This window comes from Ruegeria sp. YTSB088, from assembly GCF_059609825.1.
The window spans coordinates 196,912-216,497 of the sequence record NZ_JBXWMM010000004.1 but is presented as its reverse complement, the minus strand read 5'-3'; the positions used below and the strand labels follow the sequence as shown (position 1 = coordinate 216,497).

At 57.6% G+C, this 19,586-nt stretch carries 19 protein-coding genes; 2 read left to right on the top strand and 17 right to left on the bottom strand.

From position 1 onward, the window contains the following. Positions 1-86: 86 nt before the first annotated feature. The 13 genes from AC2FFA_RS08440 to AC2FFA_RS08380 form a co-directional block, all read right to left on the bottom strand. Positions 87-1,601, bottom strand: a complete 1,515-nt coding sequence (locus tag AC2FFA_RS08440) for a malonate--CoA ligase (RefSeq protein ID WP_496851132.1) — start codon at positions 1,599-1,601, stop codon at positions 87-89. A 5-nt stretch (positions 1,602-1,606) separates the two neighbouring features. Next, the gene (locus AC2FFA_RS08435; protein WP_496851130.1) at positions 1,607-1,891 is read right to left on the bottom strand and encodes a malonyl-CoA decarboxylase domain-containing protein; all 285 of its coding nucleotides are present in this window, start codon (positions 1,889-1,891) and stop codon (positions 1,607-1,609) included. A 227-nt stretch (positions 1,892-2,118) separates the two neighbouring features. Beyond that, on the bottom strand, positions 2,119-3,633 hold the full coding sequence (locus tag AC2FFA_RS08430; protein ID WP_496851128.1) for an aldehyde dehydrogenase (NADP(+)): 1,515 nt from the start codon (positions 3,631-3,633) through the stop codon (positions 2,119-2,121). A gap of 72 nt (positions 3,634-3,705) precedes the next feature. Next, positions 3,706-4,386 carry a GntR family transcriptional regulator gene (locus AC2FFA_RS08425; protein ID WP_117874114.1) on the bottom strand — a complete coding sequence of 227 codons (681 nt, stop codon included), beginning with the start codon at positions 4,384-4,386 and terminating at the stop codon, positions 3,706-3,708. 315 nt (positions 4,387-4,701) lie between these two features. Next, positions 4,702-5,727 (bottom strand): trans-3-hydroxy-L-proline dehydratase, encoded by a 1,026-nt coding sequence (locus AC2FFA_RS08420; protein WP_496851126.1) that lies wholly within the window; start codon positions 5,725-5,727, stop codon positions 4,702-4,704. Positions 5,728-5,734: 7 nt separating this feature from the next. Next, positions 5,735-6,838, bottom strand: coding sequence for a cis-3-hydroxy-L-proline dehydratase (locus tag AC2FFA_RS08415; RefSeq protein WP_496851124.1), 1,104 nt, complete (start codon positions 6,836-6,838; stop codon positions 5,735-5,737). A 15-nt stretch (positions 6,839-6,853) separates the two neighbouring features. Continuing rightward, positions 6,854-8,104, bottom strand: coding sequence for an NAD(P)/FAD-dependent oxidoreductase (locus AC2FFA_RS08410; protein WP_496851122.1), 1,251 nt, complete (start codon positions 8,102-8,104; stop codon positions 6,854-6,856). Positions 8,105-8,170: 66 nt separating this feature from the next. Then, on the bottom strand, positions 8,171-9,103 hold the full coding sequence (locus tag AC2FFA_RS08405) for a 4-hydroxyproline epimerase (protein ID WP_496851120.1): 933 nt from the start codon (positions 9,101-9,103) through the stop codon (positions 8,171-8,173). Next, entirely contained in the window at positions 9,094-10,053 is a 960-nt protein-coding gene (locus tag AC2FFA_RS08400; RefSeq protein ID WP_117873928.1) for a dihydrodipicolinate synthase family protein, read from the bottom strand. The genes AC2FFA_RS08405 and AC2FFA_RS08400 overlap by 10 nt, the downstream gene beginning before the upstream one ends. Positions 10,054-10,092: 39 nt before the next feature. Beyond that, positions 10,093-10,815: an amino acid ABC transporter ATP-binding protein gene (locus AC2FFA_RS08395; protein WP_496851118.1), complete on the bottom strand. Its 723-nt coding sequence runs from the start codon at positions 10,813-10,815 to the stop codon at positions 10,093-10,095. Beyond that, the gene (locus AC2FFA_RS08390; RefSeq protein WP_496851116.1) at positions 10,812-11,474 is read right to left on the bottom strand and encodes an amino acid ABC transporter permease; all 663 of its coding nucleotides are present in this window, start codon (positions 11,472-11,474) and stop codon (positions 10,812-10,814) included. The genes AC2FFA_RS08395 and AC2FFA_RS08390 overlap by 4 nt, the downstream gene beginning before the upstream one ends. Positions 11,475-11,485: 11 nt before the next feature. Then, complete coding sequence (locus AC2FFA_RS08385; RefSeq protein ID WP_496851114.1) at positions 11,486-12,115, bottom strand: amino acid ABC transporter permease; 630 nt, start codon at positions 12,113-12,115, stop codon at positions 11,486-11,488. A gap of 105 nt (positions 12,116-12,220) precedes the next feature. Continuing rightward, positions 12,221-13,021, bottom strand: a complete 801-nt coding sequence (locus AC2FFA_RS08380) for a transporter substrate-binding domain-containing protein (RefSeq protein WP_496851112.1) — start codon at positions 13,019-13,021, stop codon at positions 12,221-12,223. A gap of 267 nt (positions 13,022-13,288) precedes the next feature. Here AC2FFA_RS08380 and AC2FFA_RS08375 point away from each other — a divergent pair, with 267 nt between their 5' ends. Next, positions 13,289-13,993: an ArsR/SmtB family transcription factor gene (locus AC2FFA_RS08375; protein WP_496851110.1), complete on the top strand. Its 705-nt coding sequence runs from the start codon at positions 13,289-13,291 to the stop codon at positions 13,991-13,993. Between the two features lie 79 nt (positions 13,994-14,072). Beyond that, the gene (locus AC2FFA_RS08370; protein ID WP_299638431.1) at positions 14,073-14,540 is read left to right on the top strand and encodes a YqfO family protein; all 468 of its coding nucleotides are present in this window, start codon (positions 14,073-14,075) and stop codon (positions 14,538-14,540) included. Between the two features lie 61 nt (positions 14,541-14,601). On the opposite strand, the gene AC2FFA_RS08365 is transcribed toward AC2FFA_RS08370, so the two are convergent. Genes AC2FFA_RS08365 through AC2FFA_RS08350 form a run of 4 tightly spaced genes read right to left on the bottom strand, consistent with a single transcriptional unit; the run spans position 14,602 to position 19,582 of the window. Then, positions 14,602-15,837: a Tm-1-like ATP-binding domain-containing protein gene (locus tag AC2FFA_RS08365; protein ID WP_496718338.1), complete on the bottom strand. Its 1,236-nt coding sequence runs from the start codon at positions 15,835-15,837 to the stop codon at positions 14,602-14,604. A 13-nt stretch (positions 15,838-15,850) separates the two neighbouring features. Next, positions 15,851-16,792 (bottom strand): phosphotransferase enzyme family protein, encoded by a 942-nt coding sequence (locus AC2FFA_RS08360; protein WP_496718339.1) that lies wholly within the window; start codon positions 16,790-16,792, stop codon positions 15,851-15,853. Further along, the gene (locus AC2FFA_RS08355; protein WP_496851107.1) at positions 16,789-18,084 is read right to left on the bottom strand and encodes an aspartate aminotransferase family protein; all 1,296 of its coding nucleotides are present in this window, start codon (positions 18,082-18,084) and stop codon (positions 16,789-16,791) included. The genes AC2FFA_RS08360 and AC2FFA_RS08355 overlap by 4 nt, the downstream gene beginning before the upstream one ends. A 13-nt stretch (positions 18,085-18,097) precedes the next feature. Beyond that, positions 18,098-19,582: an aldehyde dehydrogenase gene (locus AC2FFA_RS08350; protein ID WP_496851105.1), complete on the bottom strand. Its 1,485-nt coding sequence runs from the start codon at positions 19,580-19,582 to the stop codon at positions 18,098-18,100. Between the last annotated feature and the right edge of the window lie 4 nt (positions 19,583-19,586).

Below are 19,586 nucleotides of genomic sequence, written 5' to 3'. Positions count from 1 at the left end.
TCATGTAATAAATCAGGCGGGGACACCCTCGCCTGATTTTCTTTTTAGGGGGTGCATCCGCTGATCCCCGCTTTGCCGAGACTCACTCACACAGTCATGAAGAGATCTTTGTATCGGTCACGCAGAATGTTCTTTTGAACCTTGCCCATCGTGTTGCGGGGCAGTTCATCCAGAACGATCAGCTTGCGCGGATGCTTGAACCGGGCCAGACCTTCGCAGACCGCGCCCGTTATCGCCTCCGGATCAGGGGTCTGGTCGGGCTCTGCGACGATGACACCAACAACCGTTTCACCGAAATCGGGATGAGGCACGCCGATCACGGCGCTTTCCAGAACACCGGGTTGATCATCGAGAACCATCTCGATCTCTTTTGGGTAGATGTTGTAGCCGCCCGAAATGATCAGATCCTTGTTGCGACCAACGATATGGACGTACCCATCCTCGTCGATGCGGCCCAGATCACCGGTGATGAAAAAGCCGTTGTCGCGCAGTTCGGCAGCGGTTTTTTCAGGCATCTGCCAATACCCTTTGAAGACGTTGGGCCCACGCACCTCAATCTCGCCGATCTCGCCCACGGGCAGGGTATTGCCGTCTGAATCACAGATCTTCAGTTCAACCCCGGGTAGCGGGTGCCCAACCGTTCCGGCGCGCCGATCGCCGTCATAAGGGTTTGACGTGTTCATGTTGGTTTCAGTCATGCCGTAGCGCTCAAGGATGCGATGACCCGTTCGTTTCTCGAACTGCACATGGGTTTCCGCCCGCAGTGGTGCCGATCCCGATACGAACAGGCGCATATGGGTGGCCAGTTCCTTGGTAAAGCGGCGGTCGTCCAATAGGCGCGTATAGAAGGTTGGGACGCCCATCATCGACGTGGCATAGGGCAAATTGTCTATGATTTGATCCAGATCGAATTTTGGTAGCCAGATCATGCATCCGCCCGCGGCCAGCATGATGTTGGTCGCGACGAACAGCCCGTGGGTGTGGAAGATTGGCAGGGCATGCAGCAGCACATCCTGCGAGGTGAAGCGCCATTCCTTGATCAGTGTCCGCGCATTCGACAGCAGATTATTCTGGGTCAGCATGGCCCCCTTGGACCGGCCTGTGGTTCCCGATGTATAGAGGAACGCGGCAAGGTCCTCGCCATCGCGGGCGACGGTTTCGAAACTTGTCGGCATGGTTGCGGCCTGATCTGTCAGGGACCCGCTGCCATCCGCGTTCAGGGTCTCTATTCGCGCCCCCAGCTGCGCGCCGACAGGGGTGAGTTTTTCCTCACTTTTGGCGTCACAGATAATCAGTGCGGCTCCACTGTTTTCTATGAAATAGGTTAATTCATCTACCGTGTAGGCGGTATTGAGCGGTAGGAACACCAGACCGGCTTGGGCGCAAGCTGCATAAAGCGCCAGCGCCTCGGGTGACTTCTCAACCTGCGCCGCAACGCGATCACCGGGATTCAGACCTAGACGCGTGGCGACATGCGCGATCTGCGCCGCGTTGCCGAGAAAGTCCTGATGGGTGATTGTTGTCCCATCCAGCAGCCGCAAAAAAGGTGTGCCTTTGCCAGCATGAATGCCGAACAGGCCGTCATAGAGGGGGTTAGCCATCAGGTTTACCTTTCTTGAAGCATGGAGAGAGAGGTGGATGCAGCGGAGAATTTTGTCTCGGTGGAGGCGGTCATCTCATGGGTGTTGGCGAATTGTTCGTGGTTCAGGGCCACGCGGGTCAAATCATTCAGGTAGTTGACCATGGTGCCAACGCACTGGGCGGTGTCTGCGTTGGCATGCAGCGAATGAGCAAGCGCACTGTTACCCAAATGAAACTGCGCAATCGGATCGAAGGGCGTGCTCCCTTTTCCTTTGGCGTTCATCAAGCAATTCGGTGCCAAAGCTCTCATTTGATCGGAATTTCCCGGTTGATCGGACGCAACACCAGAATACCGTGGTTGAACATGCAGGCTTATAGGTGGCGGTTCTGCCCCATCCTTTTTACGCGGGCGCTGAAACAGAAAGGATGAACCAAGATCGCTCGGCAGAGGCTGACGGTTGGCTTCAAATGCACCCGCCAGCCTCTGCAGTGCTTATTGCTCTCAGAGTGTCGGCGAGCGGGCGTTCCCCCGAAGCTCTACGAGAATCGTTCCGGCAACAAGGCATCCGGCAGGTTCTGATAGCAAACAGGACGCAGGAAACGTCGGATCGACAATGTGCCGACAGATGTGGCACCGAAATTGGTCGAAGCCGGGTAGGGGCCGCCATGGACCATGCTGTCGCACACCTCGACCCCCGTGGGGAAGCCATTGGACAACACGCGCCCGGCTTTGCGTTCAAGGATCGGCAGCAGGGACCGGGCCATGTCCATGTCGGCCTCGTCCATTTGCAGCGTGCAGGTCAACTGACCGTGCAAGCTGCGCGCGACGTCGCGCATCTCGTCGGATGTTTCGGCGGTAACGATGATGCCCAACGGGCCAAACACCTCTTCTGCGAGGGTTTCGTTGGCCAGCCATGTCGCGGCGCTTGTTCGGTAAAGGAAGGGGGCTGCGTTGCGCTGGTCGCATGTCGACGTCAGAACCTCCTGAACGCCACCGTTTTCCGCGACGCGGGCCTGACCGTTGCGATAGGCTTCGGCGATGCCGTCGGTCAGCATGGTCTGCGCCGGAACTTCGGTCAATGCGGTCCGTGTGATCTCGGCGAAGCGGTCTGTTGCTTCACCTGCCGGTATCACGACGACGCCCGGGTTGGTGCAGAACTGACCTGCGCCCATGGTCAGCGATCCGGCCCAGTCTTTGGCGATGTCTTCGCCCCGGTTCGCGAGTGCCGCATCCAGAATGAACATGGGGTTGACCGATCCAAGCTCACCAAAAAACGGAATCGGTTCGCGGCGCGCGGCGCACAGGTCGAACAGGGCGCGACCGCCCGTAAGCGACCCGGTGAACCCGACTGCCTTGATCAGAGGGTGCTGCACCAAGGCTGAACCCACAGCCGGCCCGCCGTCCTGGATCAGGCTGAAAACACCGGGATGAATGTTGCAACGGCGGGCAGCAGCGAAGATTGCTTCAGCGATGATCTCGCCGGTGCCAGGATGGGCGCTGTGGCCTTTGACGACAACCGGGCAGCCAGCAGCCAGTGCGGCGGCGGTGTCCCCCCCGGCGGTGGAAAATGCCAACGGGAAATTTGATGCGCCGAACACTGCAACCGGGCCGATCGGACGCTGGATCATTTTCAGATCGGGCCGGGGCAGGGGTGCACGGTCCGGCAGCGCGCCGTCGTGGCGCCGGTCCAGATAATCGCCGCTGATGATATGCGTTGCAAACAGCCTTAGCTGCCCCGACGTGCGGCCTCGCTCACCTTGCAACCGAGCTTCGGGCAGGCCGGTTTCCTGTGTGCCAATCTCGGTGATTGCATCGGCGCGCGCTTCGATCTCGTCGGCAATGGTGTTCAGGAAGGCGGCACGTTTTTCCCGAGTGGAATAGCCATAACTCCAAAAGACATCTTCCGCGGCCTGCGCAGCGGCATCGACGTCTGAAATGCGACCTTTCGAATAGTCATGCGATAGCCCATGTGCGGGTTGTGATGCAAAGAAATCGTCACCTGCAATCCAGTTGCCTGCGATCAGATGCTTGCCATGCGGAGTAAAGTTCATTTGGGCCTCGTATTTCATGATGTTCAGTCTAATGGATAATGTATCCAAAATGACAGGACATGCAAGACCGCCCTAGGGTTCGTCTGTCCCGCGCTTCGAGGCGATCATTTCCAGAAGCTGTTCCTTCGTCCGGCGTATGTGCTGCGTCAAGACCTCGCATGCTTTGTCCACCTTGCCTTCCCGGGCCAGCCGCAACAGATCACGATGTTCCTTTTTTGCGGGTTCGCGCTGTTTCATCACGCTCAGGTGCATCCTTACATAGCGATCCGATTGCAGGTTGACGCGGTCCAGCAATTCGTTGGTCAGCTTCCGCTGTGAAGCCGCATAAAGCGCCGAGTGATATTGATAGTTCAATATCCCCCACTTGCCGACGTCATTTTCATCGTATGACGCTTCCATCTGTTTGAGGATCTCGTCGCAACGAGCAAATTCCCTTGGGCCCATATTAGGGATGGCTCGGCGAAACAGATCCACTTCGATCAGGATGCGAAGATCGAAAATCTCACCGATTTCGTCGAGGGAGTGTTTGGTCACCGAGCCGCCGCGATTGTTGGCCCATTGTACCAGGCCTTCGGCATTCAGGCGTTTCAGCGCCTCGCGGATTGGCATACGCGAGACATCATATTCCTCGGCCAGTGCTTCCTGCCGGATCGTCTCACCTTCGGCGAGTTCGCCGCTCAGGATACGTTCACGCAGATCATTTGCGATGACGTCCGGTAGGCTTTGTTTCGTGATCGCGCGTTTTCCTGCCATTTCCAATATCCCGCCGCGGTTTTTTGGATACAATTACCCGTAATCACCGACTTTTCCAAGCCGAACTTGGATTTCGACCCATTTCAGAGAGTTTGAAAAGTATGGATCTGGTGATGAATCCATCATCCAGGATGTATCAATCCCACTTCTGTCAAAGTGAAGGCAAGCAGGTTTGAAACAAGATCAACCGTCCTTAACCCTAAGTGTTGGTGGGACGGTTATCGGCGGCCAGGGCCTTGAGTTATCCCGAACTACCAAACTCGGGTCGCGGATATGCAGACTTTGCCATCAACGAAAATTGCGCGACATCAGATCTCAGACACCCCAGGTGTCAGACAGTCGATAACCACCCGGCCACGGGTCGTCAGGGTCCAGCATGTGCTGATGAATTCCGGTGATCCAACCGCGACCGCTGATTTCAGGAACGATTGCCGGGCGGCCACCTATCTGCGCTGTGTCAAGGATCCGACCGGTAAATCGTGATCCGATGATCGAAACCGCCTCGAAGGTCTGGCCGGGTTTCATCAACCCTTTGGCTGCCATCAGCGCCATGCGGGCAGACACCGCGGTACCCGTCGGCGAACGGTCAACCTTACCCGGCTGGATCGCCACGGCGGACTTGCCGCTCAGACCGGTTTCCGTCTCGCTCAGCGGTCCGCAAAAGGCGCAGAACGATATATGATCCCAGTCCGGGTTCTCGGGATGAGAGAACCCAAGCTGTTCATTGGCGGCGTTTGTGATCTTTACCCCCAACTGGGCTATGTCGCGGGCCTCATGATCGACGATTGCAAACCCAAGCGTCTGCGCATCGACGACCACAAAGCTATCGCCGCCATAAGCGGTATCTACCGTGATCGTGCCCAGTCCGGATACCTCGAGCGGGACCGACAGCTTGTCGGCAAAGCTGGGCAGGTTCTGGACAAAGATGCGTTGTGCCTTGCCATCGCGGCATTCCGCACGTACCCGGACCAGCCCTCCCGGTGCCTCCAGCACCATATGAGTTTCCGGCTCTTTCATCGGAATGATCCCACTATCCAGTAATACGGTTGAGACACAGATTGAGTTGGACCCCGACATGGGCGGCGTGTCTTCGGGTTCCATGATGATCCAGGCGGCGTCCGCCTCGGGGTGTTTTGGCGGAACCAGAAGGTTGACATGCCGGAACACACCGCCGCGCGGTTCGTTCAGAACAAAGTTGCGCAGGGTTTGATCCCGCGCGATGAAGCTTCGCTGATCCCAGAGAGTGTCGCCGGGCGGTGGGGCGACACCTCCGACGATGACATCTCCAACCTCACCTTCGGCATGGGCCGAGATCACATGTACGGTTTTGCTGCTGCGCATGTTTACCTCAGCTATATTGCGCGACAGGGGCACCCAGCGCGTCGAAGATCGGTGTCACGCCCAGACCGGGACGATCTGCTGCGGTCATCCGACCATTGACACGCTTTGGTGCGCCTTCGGCGATGTCCACGGTACCATAGGAATTGAAATCGGTGGCCGAGAATGTGAACTCGGACGGTGTTGACCGCGCCAGATGGGCGATGGTGGCTGTGGTGATGTCGCCGCCCCATGTGTCCTCGATGGTCATGGGAATACCGTGCGCCACGCACAGATCCCGCATCAGTTTTGCCTTGGTCAAACCACCGACTTTGGAGATTTTCAGATTGATCACGTCCATAGCGTCGTCGGCAATGCCGCGAACCAATGTGTTGGGAGTGTCGATGACCTCATCCATCACAAACGGCAGCGCAGTACGGCGGCGGATCGAAACGCATTCCTCATAGGTCAAACAGGGTTGTTCCACATAGACATCCAGACCCGAGACCGCGCCCACGACACGAGCAGCCTCGTGCCGGGTCCAGCCAGTGTTGGCATCTGCCACCAGAAGATCGGTCTTTTTCAGAACCGCGCGGGTGGCGTGAATGCGGTCGATGTCGTCATTGGCGTCGCCGCCCACTTTCAGTTGAAACTTCGTGTAGCCTTCGGCCGCATAGCCTTCGATCTTCTTCGCCATGATGTCCGGCGCTTCCTGACTGATCGCACGATAAAGCACCACATCTTCCTGTGCCGCGCCGCCCAAAAGGGTGTAAAGCGGTTGCCCGGTCGCCTTGCCCAGAAGATCCCAGCAGGCAATATCAACAGGAGCCTTGGCATAAGGGTGGCCACGCAGGGCAGCATCCATGGTGCGATTGATCTGGCCTATATTAAGCGGATTCTGCCCGATCAGATGTGGCGACAATTCGGCCAGCCCGGCCCTGACGCCAAGTGCGAAGGACGGAAGATAAGCCGATCCCAGCGGGCAGCATTCGGCATAACCCTTCAGACCTTCATCCGTGATGATCTCGAGAACGGTGCTGTCGAAGACTTCGACATAGTTGCCATTGGACCAGTTGTAACGACCTTCCTTCAGCGGCAGATCCACCTGATATACGTTCAGTGCGGTGATTTTCATGTGATGTTCTCCAGATCAGAAGCGTGTGGATGCGTAAGGCTTCATGTCGAGCGCGGGCTTGGCGTTCGTGACCAGATCCGCGACCAGATCCGCCGTGCCTGCGGATTGCGTCAGGCCCAGATGACCGTGTCCAAAGGCATAAAAAACCTGTGACGCACGGGCCGAGCGATCGATCACCGGCAAACTGTCGGGAAGCGATGGCCGGAACCCCATCCATTGCGTACCGCCTTCTAGGTTCAGATCAGGCATGAAGCGCCCGGCCTTTGCCAGCAGCGTGTCGGCCCGCTTGTAATTGGGCGGCAGTTCCAGCCCTCCCAACTCGACCGCACCACCGATGCGCACACCGCCGTTGATCCGTGTCACCACGAACCCATGTCCACCAAAGGTCAGATGGGTGCGCAGGTCAAAGGCCCCTTCGGGCAGGGTGGTGTTATAACCGCGCTCGGTTTCAAGAGGGATGCGATCGCCCAGGGTTTTCGCGAGTTGGTGAGACCAGGCCCCGGCGGCCACGATCACGTGTCTTGCATCAATTTCACCGATCGAAGTCGTCAGGTGTACGCCTGCATCCATCGGTGTGAGCGCGTTGATTGCCGCGATTTCAACCTGACCGCCACGCGCAGTGAACCGGGTGGCCAAATGTCTTGTCCAACTGGCCGGATCGACCGTGTTTATCCAGGTGGGCGTAAATCCCGCGTGGGTAAATCGTCGGTGAAGCCCAGGCTGGATTTCCGCAATCGCGTCGGGGCTGTCCAGCAGGTCAAAGGGGATGCCGTGATCCTTGCGGATATCCCACGTGGGAAGACTAGCGCGGAATTCGCCTTCACTTTCGAACAACTGCAACTGGCCTTCGCGTTGCATTAGCGCTTCGCCGTCGACATCCGCAATCTGGCGTTCCAGCGCCGCGCGGCTGTGATCCATCAAAGCAGCCTGTGCAGACAGAGCAGCAGCATAGCGATCCTGCCAACTGGCCCGCCAGAACCTCAGCATCCACGGTGCGATGTTCAAAGCGTAAGAGGGGGGGATTGAAAGCGGACCCAATGGATCAAACAGCCATTTCGGAGCTTTGCGCATGATCCCGGGGGTGGCCAACGGCACGATGTCGGTAAACGCAAAAGCTCCGGCATTCCCTTTCGAGGCACCAGTTCCTACGCCTTGGCGATCCAACACCAGAACCTGTTTGCCGCGCTTTTGCAATTCCAGTGCCGTGCTGATCCCAATGATACCAGCGCCGATCACAACAATATCCGTCAGGTTGTCTTGCAGCATGGCCAGATCTTTTCAAACTGTGGTTCGGTACCGGAGGCCGGATTGCGCCAATCCCCGATAGTTTTGTCAAAGAAGGATCCCACTGCGGAACGGATCGTTTTGCGCGAAAATCATTTTGCCCTGGGCCATGATATGGGCCTGCCCGGTCAGGGTCGGGATGACGCCGCCATTGGGGCCGGGCTGATAGCTTAGTCGGTAAGAACTGCCGATCACGCTTTCCTGCACGATCTCTACTCCGGGAACCAGAACCCCATCCGCCGCCAGACAGGCCAGACGCGCCGAACTGCCGGTCCCGCACGGGGATCGGTCGTATTGATCGTCCGGGCACAGGACAAAGTTCCGGCTGTGAACGTTTTCGTCAGGGGATTTGTCCTGCAAGATCACGTGGTCCACCGGTTCCCCGTTTTCACCACGCAGGTTTTGCGCGATGCAGGCTTCGCGTATTGCAATGGTCAGGTCAGTGAGGGCTCGGATGTTGCCGGGGTTCACTTCTATCGGACTGGGATCGACAATGAAGAACCAGTTGCCACCATAGGCCAGATCGCCGGTCACTTTTCCATGGCCGTCGACATCAACAGATACAGAGGCCCTGACCCGGCGACTTTCGATATTGGTGACGCGCACGGTGTTGGCGTCCAACAGGTCAACCGAGATGACGCCGGCCGGCGTTTCAACCCTGTGCGTCCCCGGCCCAATCCGGCCCAGATGCGCCAGAGTAACCCCAAGCCCGATGGTGCCATGGCCGCACATGCCCAAAACGGCGTCGGCATCGAAATAGATCACGCCGGTCTCACAGCCTGACGTTTCCGGGGTGACAAGAAGCGCCCCGACCATGCCGGGTTGACCGCGCGGCTCCAGAAGGACCGATTTGTAGAAAGCCTCATGCTCGGTGGCCAGGCGTTGTGCGCGCTCGGCCAGCGGGCCCGACCTCAGATCGGGGCCGCCGTCCAGGATAACCCGCGTGGGCATGCCTCCGGTATGGCTGTCGATCACATGCATTCAGCGATGACCCCACCCTGGCTGGACCAGTCGGCAAACCAGGTGCGGAACAGGCTGTATTGCTGTTCGCAATAGTTGCGCTGGGCATCGGTCAGTTCGTCGGTTTCGTTGAAGTGCAAACGGTATTCCTCTTCGCCGTTCAGGACCAGCAGGTGTTTGTAATACAGCACCAGATCGGTGCCTTCGTCAAAGCTGGCCAGCACGCCAAAGGCTTCTTCAAGCTCACGCGCGCGCAGGCGCGCTTCGGTATGACCCGCCGCCGCTTTCTGACACAGGGCAGCCAGCAGAAGTGCCTCTTTGGGCAAGGCGGTACCGATGCCGGTAATCGAACCCGTGGCGCCGCAATTGACGAAGCCATGATAAACTTCAGTATCCACGCCCACCATCAGTGTCACCTGATCATCTTTCGAGGTGATGTGTTCCGCCGCATAACGCAGATCGCTTTTGCCGCCGAATTCCTTGAATCCAACCAGGTTCGGATGATCCGCACGCAATTCCAGGAACAAATCGGCGCGGGTGGCGAAGCCGTAAACGGGGCTGTTGTAAATGATAGCCGGGATATCCGGCGCCGCTGACAGGATTGCCTTGAAGTGGTTACGCTGTGCCGCGATGGACGATCCGCGCGACAGCACACGTGGGATGACCATAAGCCCTGCCGCGCCGACCTTTTGCGCATGCGCAGCCAAGGCCACGGCAGATTTCGAGTTTATCGCACCTGTGCCGACGACGACGGGCAGGCCTGCCTCGATCAAGCGTTCGACGCCTTGCATGCGTTCGGCAACTGACAGCAACGGCCAGTCGCCCATAGAGCCGCAATACACGACGGCCGACATGCCTGCCTCGATCATTTCCTTGCCCTTTTTGACCAGAGCATCGAAATCCGGTGTCCGGTCGGCTTTGCAGGGGGTCATCAGGGCTGGCATGGTGCCGGTGAAGATATTCTTGGACATGAAGGCGATCTTCCTCGTTGTTTCAGGGGGCCGGTGCACTTAGCGCACATTGGCCAGGAATTTACGGGTGTTTTCGGATTGCGCATCACCGAATACTTGCCCGGGTGGGCCAATCTCTTCCATCACACCCTGATGGAAATAAGCAACCCGGTCCGATACATCTCGCGCGAAACCCATCTCGTGCGTGACACAGATCATGGTCATCCCTTCTTCGGCCAAAAGGCGCATCGTGTCGAGAACCTCGCCCACCAGTTCAGGATCCAGCGCCGACGTCGCCTCATCAAACAGCATGTATTCCGGTTCCATCGCCAGCGCGCGGGCGATGGCCAGACGCTGTTGCTGGCCGCCGGACAGGGCCGAAGGGTAGGCGTTGAGCTTTTCGCCCAAGCCGACGTGGGTCAGTTGTTTGGCCGCGACATCACGGGCCTCTTGCTTTGACAATCTCTTGACGATTTTGGGGGCGAGCGCGACGTTTTCCAGCGCTGTCAGGTGGGGAAAGCTGTTCCATTGCTGAAATACCATCCCCAGCTTTGTGCGCAGCTTGTTGATGTCGGTGCCCTTCGCATGAACATCGGTGCCATCGACCCTGACCAAGCCTTGCTGGATCAGTTCCAGCCCGTTGATGCAATAGAGAAGGGTCGATTTGCCGGAACCCGACGCGCCGATCACCGACAGGACCTCACCTTTCTGCACATCCAGATCGATACCTTTCAGCACATGCAGCGCGCCGAAATACTTGTGCAGGTCGCGAATTTCGATCATTGGGCCCACCTTTTTTCAAGAGACGCGGAATAGCGCGAAATTGGATAGCTGAGCGCGAAGTAGAACGCGCCCGCGATTGCCAGGATCAAGAAGGGTTCCTGCGTTCGGGTGATCAGGATCTGGCTAGCCTTGAGCAATTCGACGTAGCCCAATACCGACACCAATGCGCTGTCCTTCATCACACCCAGTGCAACACCGACCCATGCCGGGAACACTGCGCGTCCGCCGATAGGGAAGACGACATAGCGCAAGTCCTGCCAATAGGTCATGCCCAGACTGCGCGCGGCACGGCGCATCGGCGCACCGACGGCCTCGATCCCGCCGCGCGCGACATTCGCAACCAAAGCCGCAGTGTAGATCGACAGGATCACCACGCCCGAGGCAAACGGGTCCAGGTTAAGCCCGACAATGGGCGCAAAGTTGTAGAACAGCACCAGTTGGATGATCAGCGGCACCGAACGAAAAATGTCCAGAAACGGGGCCACTGTCAGGGTGGCTGCCAGTTTGCCTTCGTAAAGGATCCACCCGCACACCACTCCAAGAAACGTTCCGATGGTTATTGACAGAACTGAAATCCAGAGTGTCCGCAGGGCGGCTTCGGCCAGAAACCACAGATCATTGATGTTGAAGCTGCTGAAAAAGCTGACAGTGGGTTGCATCTGAGCGTCCTTCAGTAGCGAAAGAGCCGGGTCGCCAGCAGGCGTGAGGCTCCGAGAATGATTTTGACGATCACGTAGTAGATGACCGCCGTGACGGCGAAATATTCGAAGATGCGGAAGGTGCGTGAGGCAAAGAACTGCGTCTCTCCTGACAGTTCCCGGAAGCCGACCAGCATGCCCAGCGATGACATGAGCACGGCCCAGACCATCTGGTTGGTGATTGGGTGATAGACAATGCGAAACACCTGTGGGATCACCACGCGTGTGTAAGCCTGCCACGCAGTCATGCCCAGAGAACGAGAGGCGCGTAACTGAGTCTCGGGAACGGCCTGAAAGCCTCCGCGAAAGTTCTCGGCCAGATAGCCGGCACAATTGAATGTCAACGCGGCCAGCACAATGAAGTAAGGCGACAGGTGCAGGCCGAATGCGCCAAGCCCAAAGCCGAAAAAGAACAGCTGGAACAAAGCAGGTGTATTACGTGCCAGTTCGACCCAGGTTGAAGCAAACCAATACATCGGCCCCTTCAGGTGCATGCGCGCCAATGCCAGACACAGGCCGATGATGATGCTGAGGATCATCGCCATTACCGCGACTTGCAAGGTCAGCAGCGATGCCTCAAGCAAGTCCGGCAGGCTTTTCATGACCGGCCGCCAGTGGAAGTTATAATCGAACACAGGTTTCTTTTCCGAAATTACCCAGCTCTTTCGCCCGGCAGAAGCCCGGCGAAAGAGTGTTTGGGAGTGGGATCAGTACATCACACCGGGAATGCGCAGCTCGGGTGTTTCGCCTCCGACATATTTGCCCCACAGTTCCTGATAACGGCCCGAACGCACCTGATGTGTAACAAACAGGTTCAGGAAGTTCAGCCAGGTGACGTCCTGTCTTTTGCCAACGACCGAGGTGTAATCGGTGGTCCAGGGCATACGCGGACCGGCCAGCACGGTTTCATACTGCTGGGTGACCGGCAGAACGGCGGTGTTGGTGGTGATACCGATATCGGCCTTGCCCTGTGCGACCGCCAGAAACACCTCGTTTTCCGACTGGTAGCCCTGATAGTTGCCTTCTTCACCCCATTCGGCAGCGATCTTTAGCCATTCCTGCTCTGGCACTGTGCCAATCGCGGCGGCGACCCGTTTACCGCGGATGTCTTCGAAGGTTTCGATCCCACTGTCCGCGTTCACGACGCCCTGCGCGTAGTAGATTGCATAGGGAATGGAAAAGCCTGCGGTCCGCGCCCGTTCGAGGCTGTCCGAGGTCGCACCGAACACGACATCTGCGCGCCCGGTCACGATGACCGGCAGGCGCTCGGCCCAGGTCAAAGGAAGGATTTCCGCCTCGACTTCAAGCGCCGCAGCCAGATCATTGCAGTATTCCACGTCAAAACCCGCCGGTTCGTTGTTGGCGTCGCGATACCCGATCGGCGGAAAGTCCAGAACAACGCCACATCGAAGAGTGCCGCGATCCACGACATCGTCGAGCGTGTCCGCCATCGCAGGACCTGTTGTGAAAGTAGTGAAGGCCGCCAGTGCGACGAGTTTCTTGAGCATGTGATCCTCCCTGAATCAAAAGATGTGAACACGAATAACGGATATTGTATCCAACATCCACAAAAAAGTTCTATCGGGCTGCACTCGGCATGCGCCTCTACCCGGCTATCGGACGGAACAACTATTCAAAGAACGCCTAGTCGCTCATTGATTGTCTTGAGGTTTCGCTGTTCGATCCAAACTCAATGACCTCCGTTCCTCGTTCAGTTCGACAATCACCGAACAACGAAACATGTGCCAAACAGGTTGTTTCGGTTAAGCTGCGGCATGTCATATGAACCCAGGCTGGATATTGTCGGCGCTGCACTTGCGGATTCAAGTAGGACCCGCATTCTGTGCGAGTTGATGGATGGTCGGGCGCACACCGGAAAAGAACTGGCATCCGTTGCCGGGATCGCCCCGAACACCGCAAGTGAGCACCTGTCGAAACTTCTGGGTGCAGATATGATCGTCGCCGAGAAAAGCGGTCGGTGCGTCTATTACCGCATCGCCAGCGATGAGGTCGCGGAAACTCTTGAACAGCTGTCTGCATTGTCGCCCACCGATCATCTGTACAGAGGCCGAAACGGGGAATGTCCGCCTGATTTGGTGGCGCGGACCTGTTACAACCACATCGCCGGTCGTCTTGGAGTCGTCTTGGCCCGGCGATTTGTGGACCAAGGCTGGATGTCTGTCGAAGGGACAAGCGCGCGCCTGACCCAAAGCGGAGGTGCGCATCTGAAGCGTATTGGAATTCTGTCTGACGCTGCATCATCTCTACCGGTCAAATGCTGTCTGGACTGGTCCGAGCGTCGCCACCATTTTTCCGGGCCGTTCGGGGTCAATCTTCTCGATCAGGCTCTGTCAAGGAAATGGGTAACCCGCCCGCGCAACGGCAGGGCTTTGTACATCGAGCCGAAAGGTCTTGCTGCTTTCGAGCTGTATTTTGGCATCTCCAAAGACATGTTGTTTCGTCGCTTTGAAGTCACTTGAACTTCGGCCGAAGGCGAACTGTTCATAGTAGCGAAGGCCGGTGTCCCCGACCATGACTTGCCAAAACAAAGGGGACACCATGATCTGGCAAATCCAATCCAATCGTTTCGACCTCGAAGCGGGTTTCGAAATTACCGTGCAGGTTCCGCAACCACATGCAAAAGCTCTGCTTCAGGCTGTTTACCAGGTGACCGCGCTTGACTATGGCGACTACGACCATGTTTCTTTTCAGACTGAGGTCGGCACTCAACGGTTTCGTTCCTTACCGGGAGGGCGAAACGCTGCGACCGATCAAGTGGTCGAAGTGCCTTGCGTCGAACTCTCGTTCTTCGTTGCCGATCATCAAATCGTTAAAAACGTTGTGGAAACGCTTTTTGCACAGCATCCCTATGAAGAGCCGGTCATTCTGATCCGGTCCGCGTGGCGCACCTTGCACCGGGCCGGGATGGACGAAGACAACCCCAACAAGTTCTGGAACCGTCCGTCTGAAGACTGGGTGCCAGAGGTTCACAGAATCAAGCCGCACAAATCCGGCCAGATCCCATAATACGTTTATCAGACAATGCGCAGGGTGTCTTTTTCCCCTTTCCCACTACTTCCAATGGCGTTCAGTCTGTTCTGACAACCCCGGTTTCAACCCACCTGTCAAACCGGGACAGAACTGCTTCGCAGAAAGCCGCGTCGTTGATGTGAACGTCCAGTTCAGTCATCGGCACCCGACCGGGCATGACCTTGCGCGCTTCATCCACCATTTCGGCCAGTGCCTTTGGATCATGCGCTTCTTCGCCTTCCTTGTCCCAATCCTCGACGCCCTGAACGGGCAAAAAGAAATGCACGGGCCCGGTTGCGGCTTCCAGCCGGTTCGTGAGTTCCCGAATCCAGGAACGTCGTTCAGCCCCGTTGAAGACCGAGCTTTTGATCAGGCGGTTGTGTTCATGGAACGGGCGATCAGCGTATTGCTCGGGGATATCCTGCCAACCCGCAAAGTCCAATAGATCCAGCGCACCTGGGGCCACCATCTGTGGTGTTCCTACACGTCCGGCATTGGTGACACGGTCATCGCCGCTGGAGACAACGGAACCCGCCATCAGGTTGCCGAATTCCTGCATGCAGAAGTCCATCACGCAGGCAAACGCGCCTTCGCCTGCCAGTTTTTCATAAGCCATGCCGCCCATGCCGGTAGAGTGGAACACGGCCACTTCAAACCCGCGGTCTTCCAATGCCGGTTTCAGAGTTTTCATGTAACGCAGGCAGGACGAACCAAGGCTGGTCATACCGATCAGAGGTTTGCTGCGATCGGGGGCGGTCGCCGCTTTGGTTGCGCCCACGACGGCCCCGGCAGCTTGGCTGAGCGAAGACTTGCAGATCGAGTTCATGCCATACAGGCCGCCGGCCCAGAGGATCATCTGAATGTCAGGTGCAAGCCGATGCGGAGGAATCAGAGGTGAGAAGCTGACCGTTGATACGATGTATTTGGGAACGCCCATCGGCAGCGCCTGCGCACAATCCAGCGCAAGGTCCGTGCCCATGGTTCCACCCGTGGCAAGCATTCCGTCAAACCGACCTTCTGAATAAGCCTTTGCAACGACCTTTGCTGCCCCGGCCGACATTGCGCGAAAGGCTTTGTTTTCGTCTCCTTGCGCGATGACTTCTTCAATGGCCATGCCACCGGCTGCGGCCACGTCGTGCTTAGAGATATCAGTTGGATCGGACGGATCACCCAGAACCGAGACATCCATGGTCAGGACGTCGGCACCCTGCGCTCTGACCGCCTTTTCGATGAACCGCATCTCGGGCTCTTTGGTGTCATAAGTACCAATCAGCAGGATTGTCTTTTTGGCCATTGGTGCCTCCCGTCTAAGTGTGGCGTTCGAGGTATTTGGTCATCAACCCTCGGGCGGTTTCAATGAACCGCACATTGCGTATGTCCGATCCTTCTTCATTCAGGCGGGATGCAACCCATCCCACATATGTTGCCGCGCGAAGTGCCATGAACAGGTCAAGTTGCGTGGTGCAGATCGTTCGTTCCGATCGGTACCCGGCCAGCAAAGCATCGTGCAACTGGTTGAAATCCGGTTCGCGCAGATTCTTGAGGAGTATTGTCGCGATATCAAACAGGCGAAAACCGAAACCGGCATCGTCGAAGTCGATCAGCCACAGTTTGTCACCATCAACCATGATGTTTTCGCGGACAAGGTCGGCGTGGATCAGCCCGTAATCCAACTGGTTTTCCACGCGCTGAAGGTCACGATCTGCAACGTCTCGGAACGCCAGGAAAAGTGACCGGTCCGTTTTCCCAAGCGTTGGGTTCTCCCAGAATCGACCCCAGAGAGGGGTGTCTCCAAGCAGCCCGCTACGATCCCATGACCAACGCGTGAAGTCGTGCGGACGAGTCCATTGGTCACTGATGTCATGCAGTCGCGCCGTTTCTCTGCCAATTGTGTGGAAGACGCCGTTTCTGTCGCGCTGCTCCAAGGCTGATCCGGTCGCACCCAAAGGGCTGCCCGGCAACCAGTTGAGCATGTCGACCTGAATGCCGTCCACCAGATGCAGATAGCGTCGATCTGCGGCCGGGACAGGAGTTGGAACTCCGACCCCGTTTTTGCCGAGAACGGCCATCCATTGTAGCTCTGAACGGAGTTCGACATCCGTTCGCAACCCTTTGCGATGCAGTCGCAGAGCATAGGCGGTCTGGCCTGCCTGAACGCGATAGACGCAGTTTTCCCGAGCAGCCACGAGAGACCATTCGCTATCGACCAGTTCCCAAAGGGTCAGCGCCTGTTCCACGATCTGCTTCATGCGACCAGTGGCGTTTTCGCCAAAACTTCGTCCAGCGTGTCAAAGAGAAGATCCGCGTTTTTGATAGAGAATGGCATGGGTGGTCGAATTTTCAGAGCATTCTTATGGCGTCCAAGCTTGGAGTGAATAATCCCGCGCTGGCGCATGGCGTTGATGATACGGTCAGTGAATTCACTGGCGGGCTGCTTGCTGTCGCGATCAAGGACCATTTCGGCCCCGAATATCAGCCCCGAGCCGCGTATGTCTCCGATGACGTCATACTTTTCTTTCAAAAGCTTCAGTCGTTTTCGCGCATGGTCGCCAACGGATTTGGCATGTGCGACCAGGCTCTGGTCTTCGATCTCTTCCAAAACCGCCATCGCTGCAGCACAGGAAACAGGGTTTCCGCCAAACGTGTTGAAGTACCGATATCCCTTGCGGAACGCCGAAATGATCTCGGAACGTGTGACCACGCTGCCCACCGGATGGCCGTTGGCCATGGGTTTGCCCAAAGTCATGACATCCGGCACAACGCCCATCTTCTGATGCGCCCACATATGGGTGCCGGTTCGGCCAAAGCCTGATTGCACCTCGTCGCAGATCAACAGGCCGCCGGCCTGGCGTACCACCTTGGCCGTGGGTGCCAGCCAACCGTCCGGATTGTCTGGAAAGCCTTCGTTCAGAAAATAAGGGCAGACGATCAATGCGGCAAAACCGGTGCCGGCCTTTTCGTGCTCGGCAATCTGTTCCGCCACGGCATCGGCGAATTTTGACCCGTCCGGGTCAGGATCGCGATAGCTGTCGGGTGCGCCGACAAAACGGAAATACTTGCTCAGCCCGAAGCCGACTGTCGGGATGTTCGATTTGCTCAACTGGCTGACCAGCGCTGTATTTCCATGATAGGTGGTGTCAGTGGCAATGATCCCTCGTTTTCCGGTCATTGCCTCTGCCATTCGCAAAGCAATGTCATTTGCCTCGGAACCGGTGCAGGTGAGGATGGCCGTATTCAGCGCTGCATCCATCGTCCCGGTCAGTTTTTCCACATAGTCCAGAATCCCGTCGTGCAGATACCGGGTGTGCGTGTTGAGCGTGCGCGCCTGACGACAGATCGCCTCGACCACGCGCGGATTGCAATGCCCCACATGTGGCACGTTGTTGTAGCAATCCAGATATTTACGCCCGTCCGCATCCCACAACCAGACGCCTTCGCCTTTTACAAAATGAACCGGCTCGTCGTAGAACGTCGACACGTTAGGGCCCAATAGCCTGGCCCGGCGCTCAATGAGTTCAACAGATTTCGCTGGAAGAGTCATGAGGTCGGCCTTCTCAGAGTTTTATCCATGCGGTTTTCAGATCGAAGTATTTTTCCAGTGCGTGCAGAGATTTGTCGTGCCCATTGCCCGACTGGCGAACCCCGCCCAGCGGCACAGTCAGGTCGGCACCGCCATATGTGTTGACGTGCACAACACCGGCGCGAATGCCAGCCACCATGCGATGCGCGCGGCTGAAGTTCGAGGTCCAGACACCGCCAGCCAGCCCATAGACCGTGGCATTGGCCAGACGGATCGCTTCGTCTTCATCCTTGAAAGGCGTAACCGCCAGTACAGGGCCGAAGACTTCGTTCTGGAACAGGTTGTCGGTCTCTTTCACGTTGGCCATGACGGTCGGCGCCATGTAATAGCCTCCGGTCTCTGTTAGGATGCGGGTGCCACCGGTGCAGCGCTCGGCGCCTTCTGCTTCGGCTTTGGTCACGAAATCCAGATTGGCCTGAAGCTCTGGCAGGCTGTGTACCGCGCCGATCTGGCTGTTCAGGTCCAGCGGGTCGCCGACGCGGAAGCTTTCAGCATGGCGGCTGATCTCGGTCACGAAGTCCTCGTAAATCTCTTGCTGGACCAGCAGGCGAGATCCGGCGACACAGACCTGACCAGAATTGCGGAAGATGCCAGCGGCTGAGACCTTGGCCGCTTCGGACAGATCAGGGGCGTCGGTAAAAACGATGTTCGGGGACTTGCCGCCTAGTTCCAGATAGCAGCGTTTCAGGTTCGATCGAGCGGAATACTCCAGCAGCCGCCGTCCGGTTGTGCCCGACCCGGTAAACACCATGATGTCGACGTCCATCGACAGGGCCAGAGCCTCACCCACGACCGAGCCACGCCCGGTCACGACATTGAACACCCCGTCGGGCACTCCGGCTTCCGCGGCAAGCTCGGCAATCTTCAGCAGGCTGAGTGAGGCGCTTTCGGCAGGTTTCAGGACGACGGAATTGCCTGCGGCCAGTGCAGGTGCAATTTTCCAGCTGCCGATCATCAGTGGAAAGTTCCACGGTACGATGGCCCCGACAACCCCGACCGGAGCGTGATGTACAAGCCCCAGAACATCACCGCTTGTCGGGGCGATTTGTCCATAAATCTTGTCGATCGCCTCGGCGTAGTACCGGAAAGTAGCAGCCGCCGAGAGTGCCTCGGCCTTGTAAGCCATGGTGATCTCGGTTCCGTTGTCGCGCACGCCCAGCACGGCTAGCTCAAGCGCGCGTGCTTCTATCAGGTCAGCCAGTTTCAGCAATGCTTTCTTGCGGTCGGCAGGGGCCATGCGCGACCATCGCCCATCCTCGAACGCTAGGCGCGCCGCACGAACGGCTGACTCGACATCCGCAGGCGTGCCCTCGGCGATCAGCGCCAGAGGCTGACCGTTGATCGGAGACAGAACTTGATGCCGGGCCCCGGTTTCGCCATCCTGAAAGCGGCCGTTTATGAAATGCCCGCGCGGAGCAATGTCCTGCGCACGCAGCGCATCAATCGAGGATTGGTCCATGGGG